An 18,321-nucleotide genomic window follows, 5' to 3' on the forward strand; every position below is an offset into this window, starting at 1 on the left:
ACCCGTCGGACGCGAGCTCCCCACACCCGTCGAGGACAGCGGGTCGGAGCCTGGGCATCGTTCCCGGCGCCATCGCGCCCGGGGGTGCGCTGCTGCCGGGATTCCGTTCGCGCCTTGCACCCGGAAAGGCGTACCTCATGTTTCGTGGCCCACGGCCCACGAGATCCCGCGTACTGGCCGGTCTCGCGCTGGCCGGCGTGCTGACCGGCGCGGCCGTCGTGCCGGCCGCCTTCGCCGACACCCCAACGACTCCGGCCGCCGCCGCGGCGGGCTGGCTGGCCCGCCAGCTCGTCGACGGCGACCACTTCGAGACCACGGCGGACAACAAGAACTACCCGGACGCCGGGCTCACCGCCGACGCCGTGCTCGCCTTCGACTCGGCCAAGGTCGCGCAGGACGCGGCGACCAAGGCCACCGCCTGGCTCGCCAAGCCGGACACGCTCGCCGGCTACGTCGGCGACGGCGCCAAGGAGTTCTACGCCGGGGCGCACGCCAAGCTCGCGCTCGTCGCGCAGGCCCAGGGCCAGGACCCGGCCGCGTTTGGCGGCCGCGACCTGCTGGCCGCGCTGCGCTCGTTGCAGGCCCCGTCCGGCCGGCTCAGCGACAGGTCCGAGTACGGCGACTACAGCAACGGCATCACCCAGGCGTTCGCGGTGATCGCGCTGCAACGGGCCGGCGACAGGCCGGTCGCAGCGGCCAACTACCTGGTCGGCACGCAGTGCCAGGACGGCGGATTCCCGCTGTACCTGGAGAAGTCGCCGTGCGCATCGGACGTGGACACCACCGGTTTCGCCGCGCAGGCGCTGCTCGCCGTCGGTAACAAGACTGCGGCGGGCAAGGCGCTCGACTGGCTGGCCGCCGGGCAGAAGAGCGACGGCGGCTTCGGCGGCAGCGGGCCGACCTCCGGCGAGAACGCCAACAGCACCGGGCTGGCCGCGCAGGCGCTGCGGGCAGGCGGACGCGCGGACGCGGCCGACCGCGCCTCGGCGTACCTGACGTCCTTGCAGGTCGGCTGCGGCGACCCGAAGACCGCGGGCGCGATCGCCTACGACGGCAAGGGTTACGTGGCCGGCAACGCGGTGCGGACCACCGCGCAGGCCGTCCCCGGCCTCGGCAGCGCCGGCCTGGACACGGTCAGCGCCAAGGGATCGCGGGCCGAGGCCCCGACTCCGAACTGCCCAGCCACCAGCACCAGCGCGACCCCGACTTCCGCCAGCACCGCGCCGACCTCCGCCGGCGCGTCCTCGGCCGTCGCCGTGCCCCCGGCCACCGTCCCGACCACCGGCGGCACGCCGGCCGAGGCGACTCCGGCCGGCAACGACAGCGCTCCGGTCAACACCGCCGCCACGGCGACCCTGGCCGACACCGGCGTGAACGCCGGGCCCCCGCTGACCATCGGCGCGCTGCTCATCCTCGCCGGGGCCGCCGCGCTCGTGCTGGCCCGGCGCCGCGCCGGGACACAGGGGTGAAGACGGTGACCGGGCTCGCCGCGACCGGCCCGAGCCGCCGAAGGAAGCTCGCAGTGCGGGCGATGGCCAGGCTCGCCGCGGCGCTGGCCGTCGTCCTCGGCGCGGCGACCGGGCTGCTGGTCGCGCCGCAGGCGCAGGCGTCCGGCTGCGCCGGGGTCACCGTCGTGGTCGACTTCGCCTCGCTCGGCGGCGGCGTGCGCACCGGCTGCGCCGAGGGCACACCGGCCAGCGGCCTCGACGCGTTGCGCGCCGCCGGATTCAGCTACGCCTTCGTGCCGCGCCAGCCCGGTTTCGTGTGCCAGATCAACGCGCTGCCCAACCCGTGCAACCGCGCGCCGGTCACCGCCTACTGGTCGTACTGGCACGCGCAGCCCGGCGGCTCGTGGGCCTACAGCGACACGGGGGCGGGCGGTCACGTCCCGCCGGTCGGCAGCGTGGCGGGCTGGGCCTTCGGCGGCGGTGTGGCACCCGGCGCGAATCCGTGATTCTGCGTAGAGCGCTGGCCGGACTGGCCGTCCTGGCGGCGACCGGCACCGGACTGCTGGTCGCCGCCGCGACACCCGCGGCGGCCTCGGGCTGCGCGGACGGCGCTGGTGTCACCGTGGTCGTCGACTACCGGTCGCTCGGCGGCGGCGTGCAGGTCGGGTGCGCGGCCGGCTCGCCGGCCAGCGGGCTGGACGCCCTCCAGGCCGCGGGCTTCGGCTACAACTCCGCGTCGCGGCAGCCGGGTTTCGTCTGCCGCATCGGCGGAAGGCCCGCGACGGACCCGTGTGTGAACGCCGCGCCCGCCAGCGCCTACTGGTCCTACTGGCACGCGCAGCCCGGCGGCGCCTGGGCGTTCAGCGATCTCGGCGCCGCTGGCTACACCCCGGCGGCCGGCAGCGTGGAGGGCTGGTCGTTCGGGTCGGGTCAGCAGCCCGGCATCGCGGCCCCGGCCCGACCCGCGCCGCCACCACCGCCGGCGCAACCCCCTGCGCAGCCCGACCTCGCCGCGCCGAACCCCGGTCAACAGAGCCCAGGGCAGGGCAACCAGCCGCGGCCCACGCCGCCGGCCGCCACCCAGCAGGGCGGCCGAACCACCGCGTCGGCCGGCGCGCCGACGGCTGGCCAGGACTCCGCGAGCGCCGACCCGAGCACGACCGGGTCGTCCGCCGAAACACCGGGCAGCAGCACGGCTGCCACCTCCTCGCCGGCCACGACGCCGACCGCCGGGGCGACCCCGGCCGGGCACGGCGGCCTGGTCGGACTGCTCGTCGGCATCGCCGTGATCGCCGGTCTCGGCGGCCTGGCCTGGTGGACGGCTCGCCGCAGGGCCAAGGCGACTCCGTGACCCGCACGCTGCACCCCGGCGCGTGGTGGCTGTGGGCGCTGAGCCTGGCCACCGCCGCCAGCCGCACCACCAATCCGTTGCTGCTCGGGCTGATCGTGGCGGTCGCGGGCTACGTGGCGGTGCGGTGCCGGGACACCACCCCGTGGGCCTCGTCCTACGGGGTGTTCCTCAAGTTCGGTCTCGTCGTCATCGCCAGCCGGGTCGTGTTCCACGTGCTGCTCGGCGGCATCGCCGGGCCGACCGTGCTGTTCACCCTCCCCCGCGTCCCGCTGCCGGACTGGGCGCAGGGCATCCGGATCGGCGGCCCGATCAGCGCGGAGGGACTGGTCTTCTCGCTGAGCCAGGGACTCCAGCTGGCCACGCTGCTCGGCTGCGTCGGCGCGGCGAACGCGCTGGCCAACCCCAAGCGGTTGCTGCGATCCCTGCCCGCCGCGCTCTACGAGGTGAGCGTCGCGGTCGTGGTCACCATGACCACCGCGCCGCAGCTGGTGGCGAGCGCGAAGTCGGTGCGCCGCGCCCGGCAGCTGCGCGGCGACAGCGTTCGGGGCTGGCGCGCCGTCCGCACGCTGTTGGTGCCGGTGATCGAGGACGCGCTGGCGCGGTCGCTGGTGTTGGCCGCCGCCATGGACTCCAGGGGCTATGGGCGCGGCGCCGGCCTGTCCCGGGGCGCTCGGCGGCTGACCGCGACGCTGGTGCTGTCCGGACTGGTCGGCCTGTGCGTCGGGGTGTACGCGCTGCTGGACGGCACCTCCCCCGCCGTGGTCGGGCTGCCGGCGCTGGCGGCCGGCCTGGTGCTCGCCGTGGCGGGCCTGGTGGTCGGATCGCGGCGGGTGGGCCGCAGCCGGTACCGCCGGGATCGTTGGGGCGTCAGGGAACTGCTCGTCGTCGCCAGCGGTCTCGGCGCCGTCGCCGCCGTCCTGCTCACCGCGGCGCTCGGATCGTCGCTGCTCGGCGCCGCCGACCTCAGCCCGGCGACGGTGCCGCTCGCGGTGCCGCAGCTCCCGTTGCTGCCCTCGGTCGGCGTGCTGCTGGCCGTGCTCCCGGTGTTCATCGCACCCCAACGAGAATCGACGCACGCGTGATCCAGTTCGACGACGTCACGATCACCTACGCGGAGGCCGCCGCGCCGACGCTGGCAGATGTCGACCTGGTGGTGCCGGAGGGCGAACTCTGCCTGGTCGTCGGCCGCACCGGATCGGGCAAGTCCACGCTGCTGCGCGCGGTCAACGGCCTGGTGCCGCACTTCACCGGGGGCAGGCTGACCGGGCGGGTGCTCGTGGACGGCCGAGACACCAGGACGCACCCGCCGAGGGAGCTGGCCGACGTCGTCGGGCTGGTCGGCCAGGATCCGGTCGCCGGGTTCGTCACCGACAGCGTCGAGGAGGAGCTGGCCTACTCGATGGAGTCGCTCGGGTTGGCCGAGCAGGTGATGCGCAGGCGCGTCGAGGAGACCCTCGACCTGCTCGGGCTCGCCGAACTGCGGCACCGCCCGCTGGCCACGCTCTCCGGGGGCCAGCAGCAGCGCGTGGCGATCGGCGCGGCGCTCACCGCCCAGCCCAGGGTGCTGGTGCTCGACGAGCCGACCTCCGCGCTGGACCCCGGCGCGGCGGAGGAGGTGCTCGCGGCGCTCCAACGCCTCGTGCACGACCTCGGCATGACGATCCTGATCGCGGAGCACCGGCTGGAGCGAGTCGTGCAGTACGCGGACCGCGTAGTGCGGCTGGTCGGCGCCGACCGGCCGCCGCTGGTCGGCGAGCCGTCCTCGGTGCTGGCCGGGTCGCCGGTCGCGCCGCCGGTGGTGCGTCTCGGCGAGGCGGCGGGCTGGCGGCCGGCGCCGCTGTCGGTGCGGGACGCCCGGCGGCTGGCCGGGCCGCTGCGCGAACGGCTCGCCGGGCTGTCCCCTGCGCCGCCGCCCGCCGCGCCGGCCGAGACGCTGTTGCGCGCGAGCGACGTCGTGGTCCGCTACCCGGGAACCGTTGCGCTGCGGGGTGTTTCGCTCTCGGTCGGCGCCGGCGAGCGGATCGCGCTGATGGGCCGCAACGGTTCCGGCAAGTCGAGCCTGCTGTGGGCGTTGCAGGGCACCGGACCCCGGCACGGCGGCCGGGTGGCGGTCGACGGGATGGACCCGGCCGACAGGCGGCCGGCCGAGCGGCGCGCCGCGGTCGGCCTGGTGCCCCAGCAGCCGACGGACCTGCTCTACCTCGAGTCGGTGCGCGCCGAGTGCGCCAAGGCCGACGAGGAGGCCGGGGCCGTCAAGGGATCCTGCCGCGAGCTCCTCGACCGGCTGTTGCCCGGCGTGCCGGACGGGTCGCATCCCAGGGATCTGTCCGAGGGGCAGCGGCTCGCGCTGGTGCTGGCGATCACGCTGACCGCCGCGCCGAGGGTGGTGCTGCTGGACGAGCCGACGCGCGGGCTGGACTATCCGGCCAAGGAGCGGCTGGCCGAATCGCTGCGGACGCTGGCCGACCAGGGCAGGGCGGTGCTGCTGGCCACGCACGACGTGGAGTTCGTCGCCGAGTTCGCCACCCGCGTCGTGGTGCTCGCCGAGGGCGAGGTCGTGTCGGACGGGCCGGTGGCCGAGGTGGTGACCTCCTCGCCGGTGTTCGCCCCGCAGGTCGCCAAGGTGCTTGCGCCCCAACGGTGGTTGACGGTTCGCGAGGTCAGCGACGCGTTGGGTGAGGTGACCGCGTGACGGGTCACGACGCCGCACGCCCCGACGGGAACCGGGTGACCGGGAACCGGGTGACCGCGCGGGCCGTCCGGCTGCGGCCGAGGGCAACCGTGGCGCTCGCGCTGTGCGCGACCGTCGGCGTGGCGGCGTTCGGCTGGCCGCTGCTGGTGCGGCCGACCGCGACGCTCGCGCACGGCGGGGACGCGCCGTGGATCTTCGCGCTGCTGCTGCCGCTGGTGATCGCCGTGGTGTTGGCGGAGATCAGCGAGGGCGGCATGGACTCCAAGGCCGTGGCGATGCTGGGGGTGCTGTCGGCGCTCGGCGCGGCGGTGCGGCCGCTGGGCGCCGGCACGGCTGGCATCGAGACGGTGTTCTTCCTGATGGTGTTGGGCGGGCGCGTCTTCGGGCCCGGCTTCGGCTTCGTGCTTGGCAACACCACGCTGTTCGCCTCCGCGCTGCTCACCGGCGGCGTCGGCCCGTGGCTGCCCTACCAGATGCTCGGCGCGGCCTGGGTGGCGCTCGGCGCCGGGCTGCTGCCGCCGCTGCGCGGCCGGGCCGAGCTGCTGATGCTGGCAGGCTACGGCGCGCTGGCCGGGCTGCTCTACGGACTGCTGCTCAACCTGTCGTTCTGGCCGTTCGCCACCGGAACCGGCAGTTCGCTGTCGTTCGTGCCGGGAGCCCCGCTCGGCGACAACCTGGTGCGGCTGTTCGCCTTCAGCCTCGCCACGTCGATGGGCTGGGACGTCGGCAGGGCCGTCACGACGGCGGTCCTCACCCTGCTCGCCGGTCCCGTCCTGCTGCGCGCGCTGCGCCGCGCGGCCCGCCGCGCCGCCTTCGGCTGAAGTGGCGCGGCGATGTGCCGCCGTCCTGCCCTTCCGGCACCTCCCGCTCGTATACGGTGTTGCCCGTGGGTGAGAACAACGAGCTCGAACCGCAGGCATTCGACCCGAAGAACATCCGGGTGTCCGACGCCGAGCGCGAACACGTCGCCGCGCTGCTGCAAAAGGCGGTGGCGCAGGGCATGCTGACCCTCGACGAGTTCACCGAGCGCACCGACCGCGCGCTGGCCTCGCGCACGCGCGGTGAGCTGAACTCGGTCGTGATCGACCTGCCCGGCATGGTGCACGCGGAGGCGGCCGTCGCGGTCCCCACCGGCGAGCCGATGGTGCTCAAGACCCGCACCGGCACGGTGAAGCAGAACGGCACCTGGGTGGTGCCGAGCGCCATCACGGCCGAGTGCACGATGGGCAACGTGCAGATCGACTTCACCGAGGCGCAGTGCGCGCACCGCGACGTCACGCTGCGCGCGACCTGCGGGTCCGGCAACATCACGGCGATCGTGCCGCGCGGCTGGCTGGTGCGGATGGAGGAGGTCTCCACCGGCATGGGCAACGCGGTGAACAAGGCGACCGAACCGGCCGACCCGACCTTGCCGGTGCTGCACGTCTACGCCAAGGTCGGCATGGGCAACGTCAAGATCAGGCACCCAAGGGGCCGCTGACCGTCGTCCGGTCGGCCGGGCACCCGACGCCGCCTGGTGCGGACCCGGCTCGACCGCCGCCTCAGCGGTCGACGACCTTGCCGTCGACGACCTCGAGGTGCCGGGTGGTGTGCACCGCCTCCAGCATTCGCCGGTCGTGGGTGACCAGCAGCAGCGTGCCGGGATACTCCGCGAGCGCCGACTCCAGCTGCTCGATGGCCGGCAGGTCGAGGTGGTTGGTCGGCTCGTCGAGCACGAGCAGGTTCACGCCGCGCGCCTGCAACAGCGCGAGCGCGGCGCGGGTCCGCTCCCCCGGCGACAGGGTCACGGCGGGCCGCAGCACGTGCGCCGCCTTGAGGCCGAACTTCGCGAGCAGGGTGCGCACGTCGGCCGGGGTCAGCTCCGGCACCTCGGCCTCGAACGCCGTCAGCAGCGCCTGGTCGCCGAAGAACAGCGCCCGCGCCTGGTCGACCTCGCCGACCAGCACGCCAGAGCCGAGCGACGCGTGGCCCTCGTCCAGCGGCACGCGGCCGAGCAGCGCGCCGAGCAGGGTGGACTTGCCGGTGCCGTTCGCGCCGGTGATGGCGACCCGGTCGGCCCAGTCGACCTGGAGATCCACCGGGCCGAGGGTGAAACCGCCCCTGCGCACGATCCCGCCGCGCAGCGCGGCGACGATCGCGCCCGCGCGCGGCGCCGCGCCGATCTCCATGCGCAGTTCCCACTCCTTGCGCGGCTCCTCGACGACGTCCAGCCGTTCGATCAGGCGCTCGGTCTGCCGCGCCTTGGCCGCCTGCTTCTCGGTGGACTCGGTGCGGAACTTCCTGCCGGACTTGTCGTTGTCCGGGGCCTTGCGCCTGGCGTTCTTGACGCCCTTCTCCATCCAGGCGCGCTGTGTCTGGGCGCGCGCCTCCAGCGCGGACCGCGTGTCGGCGTAGTCCTCGTACTGCTCGCGGGCGTGCCGCCTGGCCACCTCCCGCTCCTGGAGGTAGGCCTCGTAGCCGCCGCCGTAGGAGCGCACCTGCTGCTGGGCGAGGTCCAGCTCGACGACGCTGGTCACCGTCCTGGTGAGGAACTCGCGGTCGTGGCTGACCAGGACCGTGCCGGCGCGCAGGCCGCTGACGAACCGCTCGAGGCGCTCCAGCCCGTCCAGGTCGAGGTCGTTGGTCGGCTCGTCGAGCAGGAAGATGTCGTAGCGGCTGAGCAGCAGCGAGGCCATGCCGGCGCGGGCGGCCTGGCCGCCGGACAGCGCCGTCATCGGCTGGTCAAGGCTGACCGCGAGGCCCAGCTCGGCGACGACGCCGTCGGCCCTCTCGTCCAGGTCGGCCCCGCCGAGGGCGAGCCATCGCTCCAGGGCGACGGCGTAGGCGTCGTCCACGCCGGGCAGCCCGGAGGCGAGCGCCTCGGCGGCGGTGTCCATGGCCGCCTGCGCTGCGGCGACGCCGGTGCGGCGGGCCAGGAACGCCATGACCGTCTCGCCGGGGCGGCGCTCCGGCTCCTGCGGCAGGTGGCCGACGGTGGCGGTCGGCGGGCTCAGCCGCACGGTGCCCTGCTCGGCGGGGATCAGTCCGGCGAGGGTGCGCAGCAGCGTCGACTTGCCGGCGCCGTTGGCGCCGACGAGGCCGATGACGTCGCCGGGCGCGACGACGAGTTCGAGCCCGGAGAACAGCACGCGGTCGCCGTGTCCGGCGGTGAGGTCCTTGGCAACAAGTGTGGCGCTCATCAGAAGGTCAATGGTAATCGGGGCGGCCGTTCGGGTGGGTTGCGGTGTTCCGTGCTGGACGAGTCGGACATTCGCCACGACACTGGTCCAGACCACACCTGCATGTGGTCCGGACCAGTTGTGCATTGGTTTCCCTGTGACCGAGGAGCACAGCATGACGAGAAAGCTGACCATTCCCCTGTTCTGCCTGGCCGTGCTGGCCTTTCCGATCCTGGTGGCCGGCGTCGCGCAGGCGCACGGCTACACCGCCAAACCGCCGAGCCGCTCCTACCTGTGCGCCCAAGGAGTCGTCACGGACTGCGGCGAGATCCAGTACGAGCCGCAGAGCGTCGAGGGCCCGAAGGGCTTCCCGGGCTCCGGACCGGACGACGGCACCATCTGCGCCGGCGGCAACGGCCGCTTCGCGGAACTGGACGACCCTAGGGGCGGCGCCTGGCCGGCCACGAGCCTCACCAGCGGCGCGGGCTACGACTTCGTCTGGCACTTCACCGCGCGGCACGCGACCACGTCGTTCCGCTACTTCATCACCAGGGACGGCTACGACCCCACCCAGCCGCTGACCCGCGCCGACCTCGAGCCGACGCCGTTCCTGTCGGTGCCGTGGAACGGCATACGGCCGACCGGAGACGTGACCAACCACGGCACGATCCCCTCGGGGAAGTCCGGCCGGCACCTGATCCTCGGCGTGTGGGACATCGCCGACACCGGCAACGCCTTCTACTCCTGCGCCGACGTACTGCTCTGACCCCGCGGCGGCCGGGGCCCCACCCCCACGGAAGCCCCGGAGGCCCCGGCCGCTCCCCCCGGTGTCGCGCGCAAGGGTCGTGTCAAGAAGGACGGCCGGCGCGTTCGTGACGCGTCAGCGCGCTTGTCCGCCCCGGCCGATCCGGGGTGGAGTGGGCCATCAACCCCGTCAGGAGGCAGCGCGGTGCACGACCGGATGCGCAGGATCGTCGTCGGCGTCGATGGTGGGCCCAACAGCCTCCAGGCGTTGCGGCGCGCCGTCGAGGAGGCCAGGTCGCGCGGCGCGCTGGTGGAGTCGGTGCTCGCGTGGACCGCGCCGGGCGGCGAGCTCGTGGACCGGCGGTCGCCGAGCCCGCACCTGCGCCAGCTGTGGACGGCCGACGCGCAGGAGCGGTTGCGGACCGCGTGGGACGAGGCGCTCGGCGGCCCGCCCGCCGACCTCGCCGTGCGGTTGACCGTGGCGCGCGGGCCGGCGGGCTGGGTGTTGGTTGCCATCGCCGACCGGGAGGACGACCTGTTGGTGGTCGGGTCCGGCTGCCGGGGCCTGCTGCGGCGCGCGCTGCACACCTCGGTGAGCCGCTACTGCGTGGCGCGAGCGGGGTGCCCGGTGCTGGCGGTGCCGCCGTCGCGGCTCGCGCGGCAGCTCAGGTCGCCGCGCGTCGTCGTCCCGTCCACGCCGTGACGAGGACGGCCCGCGGCCTCGCACACCCCCACGGGTGCGAGGACGCGGGCCGCCACACCGGGTTCGCCGCGCGGCGGCCGTCGGTTCGACTCCGACGCCCGCCCGCCCGCTCAGCGCCGCGCGGCCAGCACCTCCGTCCGCGCCTCGGACGCGGAAACCGTTGCCGCCTCGGGAACCTCGTGCCGCCCGAACCTGCGGTGCAGGGCGCACAGCCCGCGCGGCGCCCACCAGTTGAGCCTGCCGAGCAACGTCATCGCGGCGGGCACCAGCAGGCAGCGGACGATCGCCCCGCGAACATGACGTCCCCCTCACAGGTCGACTGGCGTGCCCAGCCTGTCGGCCCCGGACTTGAGGCGGCATCCGGGATTCCCCCGATCCGATGGTGGGGCAGTCCCTACCCTTCCCGGACCCCGCCGCCGCTGACCGGTGAACAGCACGAGGCCCCTCGCCCGGATCGCCGTCCGGAGGAGGGGCCCGCGTCGTACCGGGTCGGGCGTGCCTGGGTCAGGCCGAGGCCGGCGCCCAGTAGTCGCCTGCCATCACGATGTACACCAACAGCTTGATGGTCTCGCCGAAGTAGGTGTCGCCGTAGGGGTTGGTGCCGAGGAAGTTCCACAGCGCGTCGGTCCACGCCTGGTCGCCCGCGGCCATCGCGGCGACGCCGACCGGGTCGTTCGCGCACTCGGACTGGTCGCCGGTGTTGGTCGGCGTGCCGTCGAGCTTGGTGTGCGGGTAGATCTTCGCCGGGTCGCCGCCCGCGTGGCTCTTGTAGCTGGCCGACTGGTTCCTCGCGACCTGGATGCTCTGCGCGTTCCCGTACACCAGGGCGTCGGTGCCGATGTGCCACGGCACGCGAACCGAGTTGTAGCCGACGATGTTGTCCGGCTGGTTCTCCTGGTAGTTGGCCGACGCGGGCTTCGGGCTGGTCGAGTCGGCGCCAACTACGAAGTCCGACAACAGGTTCGCGGTCGGCGAGTACTTCGAGGTGAACTCGCCGATCACGGCCTGCGTCCTGGTGACGACCTTGTTCCAGTCGTGCGCGGTGTCGTAGGCGGCGAACGCCCTCAGGTGGTCGAGCATGAAGTCCGACGGCCGCGTGTCGTTGCCTGGGCCGTCGTCCTCGCACTTGAGGTGGCCGTCGGGGGCGACGTCGGCGGCGTAGAACTTGGCCAGCCAGCTCTTCGCGGCGCTGGTGTAGCCGCCCCACTGCTTGTCGGCGAGGATCAGGCCGTAGCCGATGTCGAGGTCGCCGTCGGTCGCGCCGTCCGGCGTGCCGGAGTCGGCGTACTTGCAGGAGGAGCCGTCGATCTTCCACTGCATCATGCCGTGGCCGTCGGTGTGGGTCTGCACGACCTTCCACAGGCCGTCGAACTCGGCCTTGGCGTTCTGGTCGTAGCCGGCCATCAGCGGCACGATGTTCATGCCGTAGCCCTGCGCCTCGGACACGGTGCCCTTGTTCGGCGCGTCGCCGGTGGCGTAGACGAGGTATCCGCCGCACGCGGACCGCAGGTAGTGGGACTTCCAGGAGTCGTACTGCTTGCGCACGGCCGCGTCCCTGGTGGACGCGCTCGCCGAGGGCAGCACGCCGGTCTTGTAGGTGACGTGCGTCGGGAAGGGATGGGTCTCGCCTGCGGCGACGGCACTGGAATCGGCGAGCGACAGGGTTGACAGGGAGACGGTGGCCGCCGCGATGGCGACCGCGGCCACCCGGCCCGCTCGGTTGAGCATGAGCAGCTCCTCGTGACTGGGCTCATAGATTAGGAAACTTTCCTAACCAAGGCGGCGTGCACTGAGCTTGGCCCCGGGTCCAGCGGCTTGTCAAGGCGTGATCATGGTCGTCGGATCGGCGGACCCCGCCGCCGGTCTTGCCCGCGATCGTCGGTCACCGCGGCTCGCGGAGGAAGTCGAGCACCAGCGAGCTGGCCAGCGGCCGGAACTCCTCGAAGTAGGCGTGCCTGGCCCCGGGAATCAGGTGCAGCCGAGCGTCCGGGATGCGGTCCGCGAGCAGCGGCGCGTTCGCGGCCGGGTTGAAGACGTCGTCGGCTCCGTGCACGACGAGGGTCGGGGCGGCGATCAGCGGCAGCGCGTCCCAGCTGTCGTGCCGGGCGCTGGCCCGCAGGTGGCCGCGCCGGGCGTGCGCGGGCATTCCGGGATCGCCGAGCGTGTTGTACGGGCCGGGGTGGGTGGCGAGCCAGGACGGCGAGTACATCAACTCGAGCAGCGCCCGGCGGGCCGCCGCCGCGTCGGGCTGGACCAGCGACCGCCGGACGTCCGCGTCGCGCTCGAAGCCGTGCGGGGCGCCGGGCGAGGTGCAGCCGAGGACGAGCCGGTCGACCCGCGCCGGGTGGTCGGCGGCGATCCACTGGGCGACCCGACCTCCCATCGAGGTGCCGTAGACGTGCGCCCGGTCGACGCCGAGGTCGTCGAGGACCGCGATGACGTCGGCGGCGAACCCGCGCGTGCTGTAGGAGTCGGTGTCCGGCTTGTCGCTGCGGCCGGTGCCCCGGTAGTCCAGCGTCACAGTGCGGAAGTGCGGGTCCAAGTCCGGCCGGGGCAGGTCCCACCAGTGATGGTTGTTGGCCTGCCCGCCGAGCAGGACGAGGGTCGTCTCGCCGTGACCGTTGATCTCGTAGTACAGGGCGCAGTCGTCGTCCCTGGTTCGCGCGTGCGGCACGGACGACCCTAACAATCCGCCCGCGCCGACCCGGTCGCGGATCGGCCGCGCGCGGCGAACGAGAACGGCGGAGCCCGGCCGGCCGCCGTCGACCCATCAACCGACGCTATCGGCCACCCGGTGCCGCCAACCGGGTGACCGGGAATTTTCCACACTGGACGGAACGCCGGTCGCATTCAACACTGGTCCAGACCACACACGAGTATGGTTCAGACCACCTTTCGAGTGGCTCCCTGCACCGAGGAGCACCGCATGCTCACCAAGGTTCTCACTCCCCTGCTGACCCTCGCCACCGCGCTGATCCTTCCCTCGGCCGCGCTGGCGGCACCGGCGCCGGCCGCCCCCGTGTTGCCGACCGCCGTCTACGCGAAGACCTCCGACTGGGGCACCGGTTTCCAGTCGACCTACACCATCACCAACACGATGTCGGTCCCGCTGACCTCGTGGACGCTGCGCTTCACCCTGCCGGCCAACGAGAAGGTCACCAGCCTCTGGAACGGCCAGTTGTCCAGCAGCGGCAACACCTACACCGTCACGAACCTGTCCTGGAACGCGCCCGTCGCGCCGGGCGCGTCGGTCAGCGTCGGGTTCGGCGGGAGCACCAGCGGCACCTACGCCGACCCCAGCGGCTGCACCCTCAACGGCGACCCGTGCGACGGCAGCGCCGACGTCCAGCCGCCGACCGCGCCGTCCGGCCTCGGCGTGCTGAACACGACCTCCAGCAGCGTCTCGCTGTCCTGGACCGGGTCGACCGACAACCTCGTGCTGGCCGGCTACAACATCCTCCAGGGCGGCAGGAAGGTCGCCACCTCGCCCGGCACCGTGGCCACCGTGTCCAGCCTCGCGCCGTCGACGAGTTACACGTTCGCCGTGCAGGCCTACGACGAGGCGGGGAACACCTCCGCCGTCAGCAACGCGATCTCGGCGACCACCCTGGCCGACACCGGCGGCGGGCACCCCAGCGGCGCCGCCGCGCCCTTCGTCGACGCCGGCGCGTGGCCGACGCCCAACCTGACGCAGATCGCGCAGAACACCGGCCTGCGGCAGTTCTCCATGGGCTTCATCGTCAACGGGACGCAGACCTGCCAGGCGACCTGGTTCAACGCCTTCCCGATGAGCGACGGCTTCGAGCTTTCCGACATCACCTCGCTGCGCGCCATCGGCGGCGACGTCAAGCCGAGCTTCGGCGGCGAGGCCGGCACCGAGCTGGCGCAGTCGTGCACGGACGTCACGAGCCTGACCGCGCAGTACCAGTCGGTGATCGACACCTACCACCTCACGCAGATCGACTTCGACATCGAGGGCTCGGCCGTGGCCGACCCCGCGTCGGTCGACCGGCGCTCGCAGGCCATCGCGAGCCTCCAGGCGGCGGCGAAGGCCAAGGGCCAGCACCTGTCCGTCACGCTCACCCTGCCGGTGCTGCCCTCCGGCCTGACCGCGGATGGCGTCAACGTGGTGCGGTCGGCGGTCAACCACGGCGCGGACGTGACGATGGTGAACGTGATGGCGATGGACTTCGGCAACATCGAGGCGCCCAACCCGGCCGGCAAGATGGGCACCTACGCGATCGCCTCGGCGCGGTCGGTGCACGACCAGCTCGCGCCGCTCTACCCGGGCCGCACCGACGCGCAGGTGTGGAACTCCGTCGGCGTGACCTCGATGATCGGGCAGAACGACAACGCGGACGAGGTGTTCACCCAGGCCGACATGCGGCAGCTGCTGGCCTACGCGCAGCAGACGCACCTCGGCGAGCTGGCGTACTGGGACGTGACCAGGGACGGCAACGCCTGCACCGGCTCGCTGTCCAAGTGCACCAACATCACCCAGACCCCGTTCGAGTTCGCCAAGATCATCGCGCCGTACCAGGGCTGACGCACGAGCCGGCCGGCCCCCGCCGCGGCGGGGGCCGGCCGGCTCGTCGTCACGCGAACGACTTGCCCTGCGCGGCCAGCGCCTCCCGAAGGATACGCAACGCCTTGGGGCCCATCCCGTGCAGCTTGCCGAGCTCGGCCTCGCTGACCGCGCTGACCTGGTCGAGACTCGTGTAGCCGGCCGAGGCGAGCGCCCGGCGAGCCGGCGCGCCGATCCCGAAGGGGATGTCGGTGTCCTGTTCCGTCACAGCGGTTTCTCTCTTTCGCCTGAGCACGTCGAGATCAGTCGATACCGTGAACCATGGCCAAGGCTGGCACACCGGACGAGGTGAGGTACGACCGTAGGGCGTTCGCGGAGGCGCATCTCGACGCGCACGCCGACAACAAACGCGGCCACTACAGCGAAAAACACGACTACAACGTCGCGCTGATGGCCTACCGCAAGGAGATGCTGAGCGGGCTCCAGCGCCTGTTCGGGCTGACCGTCAACTGGCCGCCGGAGACCGGATCGGGCGGTGACGCGGCGGCACGCGCGCTGTTCGACCTCTCCTCGATCTTCGACTCGACCGTGCGGTCGTGCGTCGCCATCACCTCGCCGTTGGCCGGACACCTCGAGGCCGGCCTCTTCTTCAGGAGGCTCGAGCAGTCCGGGGAGCACGGCCGCGTCGTGCTGGCGGGGTTCGAACGGATCACGGATCTCGGGGCGCAGCTGCGCGAGGCCCACGTGGACATCCTCACGTCGTTGCTCGCCATCATGCTCGGCGACCGGGCCGACCTGGTCTTCACCACGGCCGACCTGCGCGCGATCGGCGTCGACGACACCGAGCCCGACAGCATCGACTACCCCTGGGACTTCGACGACGAGTGAGCGCCGCGCGATGCCGGGCGTCGACGAGAAGTCGCTAGGAGCTCGGACCGAGCACCACGACGCGGGCCTTCTCCGCGCCGACCGCCACCACGTCACCGGCCTTGAGCTGCGCGCCCCGCCGGGTCTCCAGGCGGCCGTTGACGGTGACCTCCTCGTCCTCGATCAGGGTGCGGGCGTGGCCGCCGTTCTCCGCGAGGCCGGCGAGCTTGAGGAACTGACCGAGGCGAATCATGTCGTCGGCGATCTCGACGGCCCGGATACCCGTGTTCTGCATGGCCACATCATCCCCGGTGCGTCCCCGATCCACCGAACGGCACACCTCGGATCCGGTCAATGCCGCAAATCCCCACGCGTCCGCCGATTAAGAGCTCCTAACACGATGGCGTTCGACTGGGCGTCACTCCGTCGGACAGTCATCGTGTTAGGAGCTCTAAGGTCGTCCGCATGGGCGACGACATCTTCAACCACCCGAGGCTGGCCTCGGTCTACGACCCGCTCGATCCCGACCGGGGCGACCTCGACGCGTACGTGGCGATGGCCGCCGAGTTCGGCGCGCGTCGGGTCCTCGACGTCGGGTGCGGCACCGGCACGTTCGCCCTGCTGCTCGCCGACCGGGGCATCGAGGTGACCGGCGTCGATCCGGCCGCCGCCTCCCTTGACGTCGCGCGCGCCAAGCCCGGCGCCGACCGGGTGCACTGGCTCCACGGCGACGCGACGACCCTGCCCCCGCTGCGGGTCGACCTCGCCACGATGACCGCGAACGTCGCGCAGGCGATCCTGGCGCCGGCGGACTGGGCCGCCACGCTGCGCGGCGTGCACGCGGCGCTGCGACCGGGCGGGCGGTTCGTGTTCGAGACCCGCGACCCGGCCAACCGCGCGTGGGAACGGAGCTGGACCAAGGAGTTGTCGCGGAAGGTCACCGAGGTCGAGGGTGTCGGCGCGGTCGAGAGCTGGGTCGAGCTGCTCGACGTCAGCGAGCCGCTGGTGTCCTTCCGCTGGACGTGGGTGTTCGCCTCGGACGGCGAGGTGCTGACGTCGGACTCCACTCTCCTGTTCCGCGACCGCGACGAGGTCGAGGCGGACCTGGTCGCGCAGGGGTACACCGTGGACGACGTCCGCGACGCGCCCGACCGGCCGGGCAGGGAACTCGTGTTCGTCGCGTCGCGGCCGGAGTAGCGAAGCGGGCACGAACGGTCTCCAACCGGCGTTGCAGAACTTCCTGATCGCGGGGGTCGGGCTCGTGCTGACCCACCTGACGAAACCGACAACTCGGGCGGTGGACTGAGTCGAACCTGAAGACTGTGCCGCCAGGTCTCCCGGTTCAGCGCGCGTTCAGGCAGCGCGCCGACTGTGGGTGTTGAAGCGGGGACACCATTCAACACAGGGAGTGACAGCGTGATGGCAAGCAGGAAGAAGGTTCTGATCTCGGGCGCGGTGGCCGTGGCGCTGCTCGGCATCGGCGGCGGCGTCGCGATGGCCGAGACCAGTGGCTCGGCGCAGCCCTCGACGCCCGGGTCGTCGGCGCCGTCCACGGACAAGCAGCACGCCAAGCACCGGGCTCACGGCCTGCTGTCGCGCGCCGAGCACGGCGAGTTCACCCTCGGGGGCGCCAAGCACCAGGTCATCGACGTGCAGCGCGGCAAGGTCCAGTCGGTGAGCCCGACCTCGATCACCGTGCAGAGCAACGACGGCTTCACCGCGACCTACACCGTCGACTCGAACTCCAAGGTCACCAAGGAGAAGAAGGGCTCGACGATCGGGCAGGTCGCGACCGGCGACCAGGTCGCCGTCTCGGCGGTCAAGAGCGGCTCCACCGCAACGGTCAAGCACCTCGCCGACCGCGGTCCGGCCAAGAAGTAGTCGCACGTGGTGAAGGTCCCGCAGGCCGGCCTGCGGGACCTTCACCATGAGCCGTCAGAACCGGGGCGGGCGCTTCGCCAGAAAGGCCGACACGCCCTCGGCGTACTCGGCGCTGTGCACCGCCGCGTTGTAGAGCGCGCGAACCTCGTCGTCCTCCTCGTGCTGGCCGTCGGTGATGCGGTTGACGATCGCCTTCGCGCCGCGCACGCTCACCTGCGCCCTGCCGGCGATCAGCTCGGACAGCTCCTTGACCCGGCCGTCGAGTTCGGCCGCCGGGTGCGCCTCGTTGACCAGTCCGATGCGCAGCGCGGTCGCGGAGTCGATGATGTCGCCGCTGTAGAGGATCTGCTTTGCCCACGCGGGGCCGACCGCGTCGACGAGTTGCTTGGTCGAGGTGAACGCGTAGACGATGCCGAGCTTCGCCGGGGTGATGCCGAACCGCGCATCGTCGGCGGCGACGCGGAGGTCGCACGCCAGCGCCAGCTCGCAGCCGCCGCCGATGCAGAAGCCGGTGATCGCGGCGATAGTCGGCTTGCCAAAGGTCGCCAGCGCGCGCTCGCCGTCGTGCACGGCCTGGCTGTAGCGGGCGGCGCCGTCCGCGCCGGAGCGCAGGGTCTCGAACTCGCCGATGTCGGCGCCCGCCGAGAAGTGCTCGCCGCCGCGCAGCACCAGCACCCGAACCGCCTCGTCCCGCGCTGCTGGCGCCAGCAGCCCCGGCAGCGCCGACCACATCTGGAAGCTCATCGCGTTGCGTTTGGCGGGCCGGTCGATGGTCAGCGTCGCGACCGCGCCGCTGACCGTCAGCCTCAGGTGCTCACTCACCGCTTCACACTAGATCAGCCTCCGGCCGCCTGGCGGAGTGCGTCGGCGCGGTCGGTCCGCTCCCACGGCAGATCCAGATCCGGCCGACCAAAATGACCATACGCCGCGGTCGGCGCGTAAATCGGCCGCA

General features: G+C 72.7%; 20 protein-coding genes. 13 read left to right on the forward strand and 7 right to left on the reverse strand.

Annotated features, from left to right (window positions below; all coding sequences use genetic code 11):
- Positions 1 to 137 precede the first annotated feature (137 nt).
- From F0L68_RS38460 to F0L68_RS38490, 7 genes are all read left to right on the forward strand, one after another.
- Positions 138 to 1,469: a peptidase gene (locus F0L68_RS38460; protein ID WP_149854853.1), complete on the forward strand. Its 1,332-nt coding sequence runs from the start codon at positions 138 to 140 to the stop codon at positions 1,467 to 1,469.
- Complete coding sequence (locus F0L68_RS38465; RefSeq protein ID WP_223199518.1) at positions 1,466 to 1,954, forward strand: hypothetical protein; 489 nt, start codon at positions 1,466 to 1,468, stop codon at positions 1,952 to 1,954. The genes F0L68_RS38460 and F0L68_RS38465 overlap by 4 nt, the downstream gene beginning before the upstream one ends.
- Positions 1,951 to 2,799 carry a hypothetical protein gene (locus F0L68_RS38470; RefSeq protein ID WP_223199519.1) on the forward strand — a complete coding sequence of 283 codons (849 nt, stop codon included), beginning with the start codon at positions 1,951 to 1,953 and terminating at the stop codon, positions 2,797 to 2,799. The genes F0L68_RS38465 and F0L68_RS38470 overlap by 4 nt, the downstream gene beginning before the upstream one ends.
- Positions 2,796 to 3,881, forward strand: coding sequence for an energy-coupling factor transporter transmembrane component T (locus F0L68_RS38475; protein WP_149854854.1), 1,086 nt, complete (start codon positions 2,796 to 2,798; stop codon positions 3,879 to 3,881). Before F0L68_RS38470 ends, F0L68_RS38475 begins: the two co-directional genes overlap by 4 nt.
- Complete coding sequence (locus tag F0L68_RS38480; RefSeq protein ID WP_149854855.1) at positions 3,878 to 5,491, forward strand: ABC transporter ATP-binding protein; 1,614 nt, start codon at positions 3,878 to 3,880, stop codon at positions 5,489 to 5,491. The genes F0L68_RS38475 and F0L68_RS38480 overlap by 4 nt, the downstream gene beginning before the upstream one ends.
- Before the next feature lie 50 nt (positions 5,492 to 5,541).
- Positions 5,542 to 6,312, forward strand: a complete 771-nt coding sequence (locus F0L68_RS38485) for an ECF transporter S component (protein ID WP_149854871.1) — start codon at positions 5,542 to 5,544, stop codon at positions 6,310 to 6,312.
- 65 nt (positions 6,313 to 6,377) lie between these two features.
- Positions 6,378 to 6,971: a DUF1707 SHOCT-like domain-containing protein gene (locus F0L68_RS38490; RefSeq protein ID WP_149854856.1), complete on the forward strand. Its 594-nt coding sequence runs from the start codon at positions 6,378 to 6,380 to the stop codon at positions 6,969 to 6,971.
- 61 nt (positions 6,972 to 7,032) lie between these two features.
- Here the strand turns inward: F0L68_RS38490 and F0L68_RS38495 are convergent, their stop codons facing one another.
- Positions 7,033 to 8,670: an ABC-F family ATP-binding cassette domain-containing protein gene (locus F0L68_RS38495; protein ID WP_149854857.1), complete on the reverse strand. Its 1,638-nt coding sequence runs from the start codon at positions 8,668 to 8,670 to the stop codon at positions 7,033 to 7,035.
- Between the two features lie 154 nt (positions 8,671 to 8,824).
- On the opposite strand from F0L68_RS38495, the gene F0L68_RS38500 reads away from it, so the two are divergent.
- Together F0L68_RS38500 and F0L68_RS38505 are read left to right on the forward strand one after the other, a co-directional pair.
- Positions 8,825 to 9,415 carry a lytic polysaccharide monooxygenase auxiliary activity family 9 protein gene (locus tag F0L68_RS38500; RefSeq protein WP_149854858.1) on the forward strand — a complete coding sequence of 197 codons (591 nt, stop codon included), beginning with the start codon at positions 8,825 to 8,827 and terminating at the stop codon, positions 9,413 to 9,415.
- Positions 9,416 to 9,598: 183 nt separating this feature from the next.
- Positions 9,599 to 10,096 carry a universal stress protein gene (locus tag F0L68_RS38505; protein WP_223199520.1) on the forward strand — a complete coding sequence of 166 codons (498 nt, stop codon included), beginning with the start codon at positions 9,599 to 9,601 and terminating at the stop codon, positions 10,094 to 10,096.
- A gap of 110 nt (positions 10,097 to 10,206) precedes the next feature.
- Here F0L68_RS38505 and F0L68_RS42890 read toward each other — a convergent pair whose 3' ends face one another.
- From F0L68_RS42890 to F0L68_RS38515, 3 genes are all read right to left on the reverse strand, one after another.
- Positions 10,207 to 10,362, reverse strand: a complete 156-nt coding sequence (locus F0L68_RS42890) for a hypothetical protein (protein WP_188317058.1) — start codon at positions 10,360 to 10,362, stop codon at positions 10,207 to 10,209.
- Positions 10,363 to 10,600: 238 nt separating this feature from the next.
- Entirely contained in the window at positions 10,601 to 11,824 is a 1,224-nt protein-coding gene (locus F0L68_RS38510) for a glycosyl hydrolase family 8 (RefSeq protein ID WP_149854859.1), read from the reverse strand.
- Positions 11,825 to 11,978: 154 nt separating this feature from the next.
- The gene (locus F0L68_RS38515; RefSeq protein WP_149854860.1) at positions 11,979 to 12,770 is read right to left on the reverse strand and encodes an alpha/beta fold hydrolase; all 792 of its coding nucleotides are present in this window, start codon (positions 12,768 to 12,770) and stop codon (positions 11,979 to 11,981) included.
- Between the two features lie 252 nt (positions 12,771 to 13,022).
- On the opposite strand from F0L68_RS38515, the gene F0L68_RS38520 reads away from it, so the two are divergent.
- Positions 13,023 to 14,642: a cellulose binding domain-containing protein gene (locus tag F0L68_RS38520; RefSeq protein ID WP_223199521.1), complete on the forward strand. Its 1,620-nt coding sequence runs from the start codon at positions 13,023 to 13,025 to the stop codon at positions 14,640 to 14,642.
- Between the two features lie 49 nt (positions 14,643 to 14,691).
- On the opposite strand, the gene F0L68_RS38525 is transcribed toward F0L68_RS38520, so the two are convergent.
- Positions 14,692 to 14,889, reverse strand: a complete 198-nt coding sequence (locus F0L68_RS38525; protein ID WP_149854862.1) for a helix-hairpin-helix domain-containing protein — start codon at positions 14,887 to 14,889, stop codon at positions 14,692 to 14,694.
- Positions 14,890 to 14,969: 80 nt separating this feature from the next.
- On the opposite strand from F0L68_RS38525, the gene F0L68_RS38530 reads away from it, so the two are divergent.
- Entirely contained in the window at positions 14,970 to 15,509 is a 540-nt protein-coding gene (locus tag F0L68_RS38530; RefSeq protein ID WP_149854863.1) for a hypothetical protein, read from the forward strand.
- Positions 15,510 to 15,543: 34 nt separating this feature from the next.
- On the opposite strand, the gene F0L68_RS38535 is transcribed toward F0L68_RS38530, so the two are convergent.
- Positions 15,544 to 15,783 (reverse strand): RNA-binding S4 domain-containing protein, encoded by a 240-nt coding sequence (locus F0L68_RS38535; RefSeq protein ID WP_149854864.1) that lies wholly within the window; start codon positions 15,781 to 15,783, stop codon positions 15,544 to 15,546.
- A gap of 170 nt (positions 15,784 to 15,953) precedes the next feature.
- On the opposite strand from F0L68_RS38535, the gene F0L68_RS38540 reads away from it, so the two are divergent.
- Entirely contained in the window at positions 15,954 to 16,685 is a 732-nt protein-coding gene (locus tag F0L68_RS38540) for a class I SAM-dependent methyltransferase (RefSeq protein ID WP_149854865.1), read from the forward strand.
- A 219-nt stretch (positions 16,686 to 16,904) separates the two neighbouring features.
- Positions 16,905 to 17,369 carry a hypothetical protein gene (locus F0L68_RS38545; RefSeq protein ID WP_149854866.1) on the forward strand — a complete coding sequence of 155 codons (465 nt, stop codon included), beginning with the start codon at positions 16,905 to 16,907 and terminating at the stop codon, positions 17,367 to 17,369.
- Between the two features lie 54 nt (positions 17,370 to 17,423).
- Here the strand turns inward: F0L68_RS38545 and F0L68_RS38550 are convergent, their stop codons facing one another.
- Positions 17,424 to 18,191, reverse strand: coding sequence for an enoyl-CoA hydratase/isomerase family protein (locus tag F0L68_RS38550; protein WP_149854867.1), 768 nt, complete (start codon positions 18,189 to 18,191; stop codon positions 17,424 to 17,426).
- Positions 18,192 to 18,321 lie beyond the last annotated feature (130 nt).

The organism is Solihabitans fulvus (assembly GCF_008386585.1).
In the GTDB taxonomy this organism is placed as follows: domain Bacteria; phylum Actinomycetota; class Actinomycetes; order Mycobacteriales; family Pseudonocardiaceae; genus Solihabitans; species Solihabitans fulvus.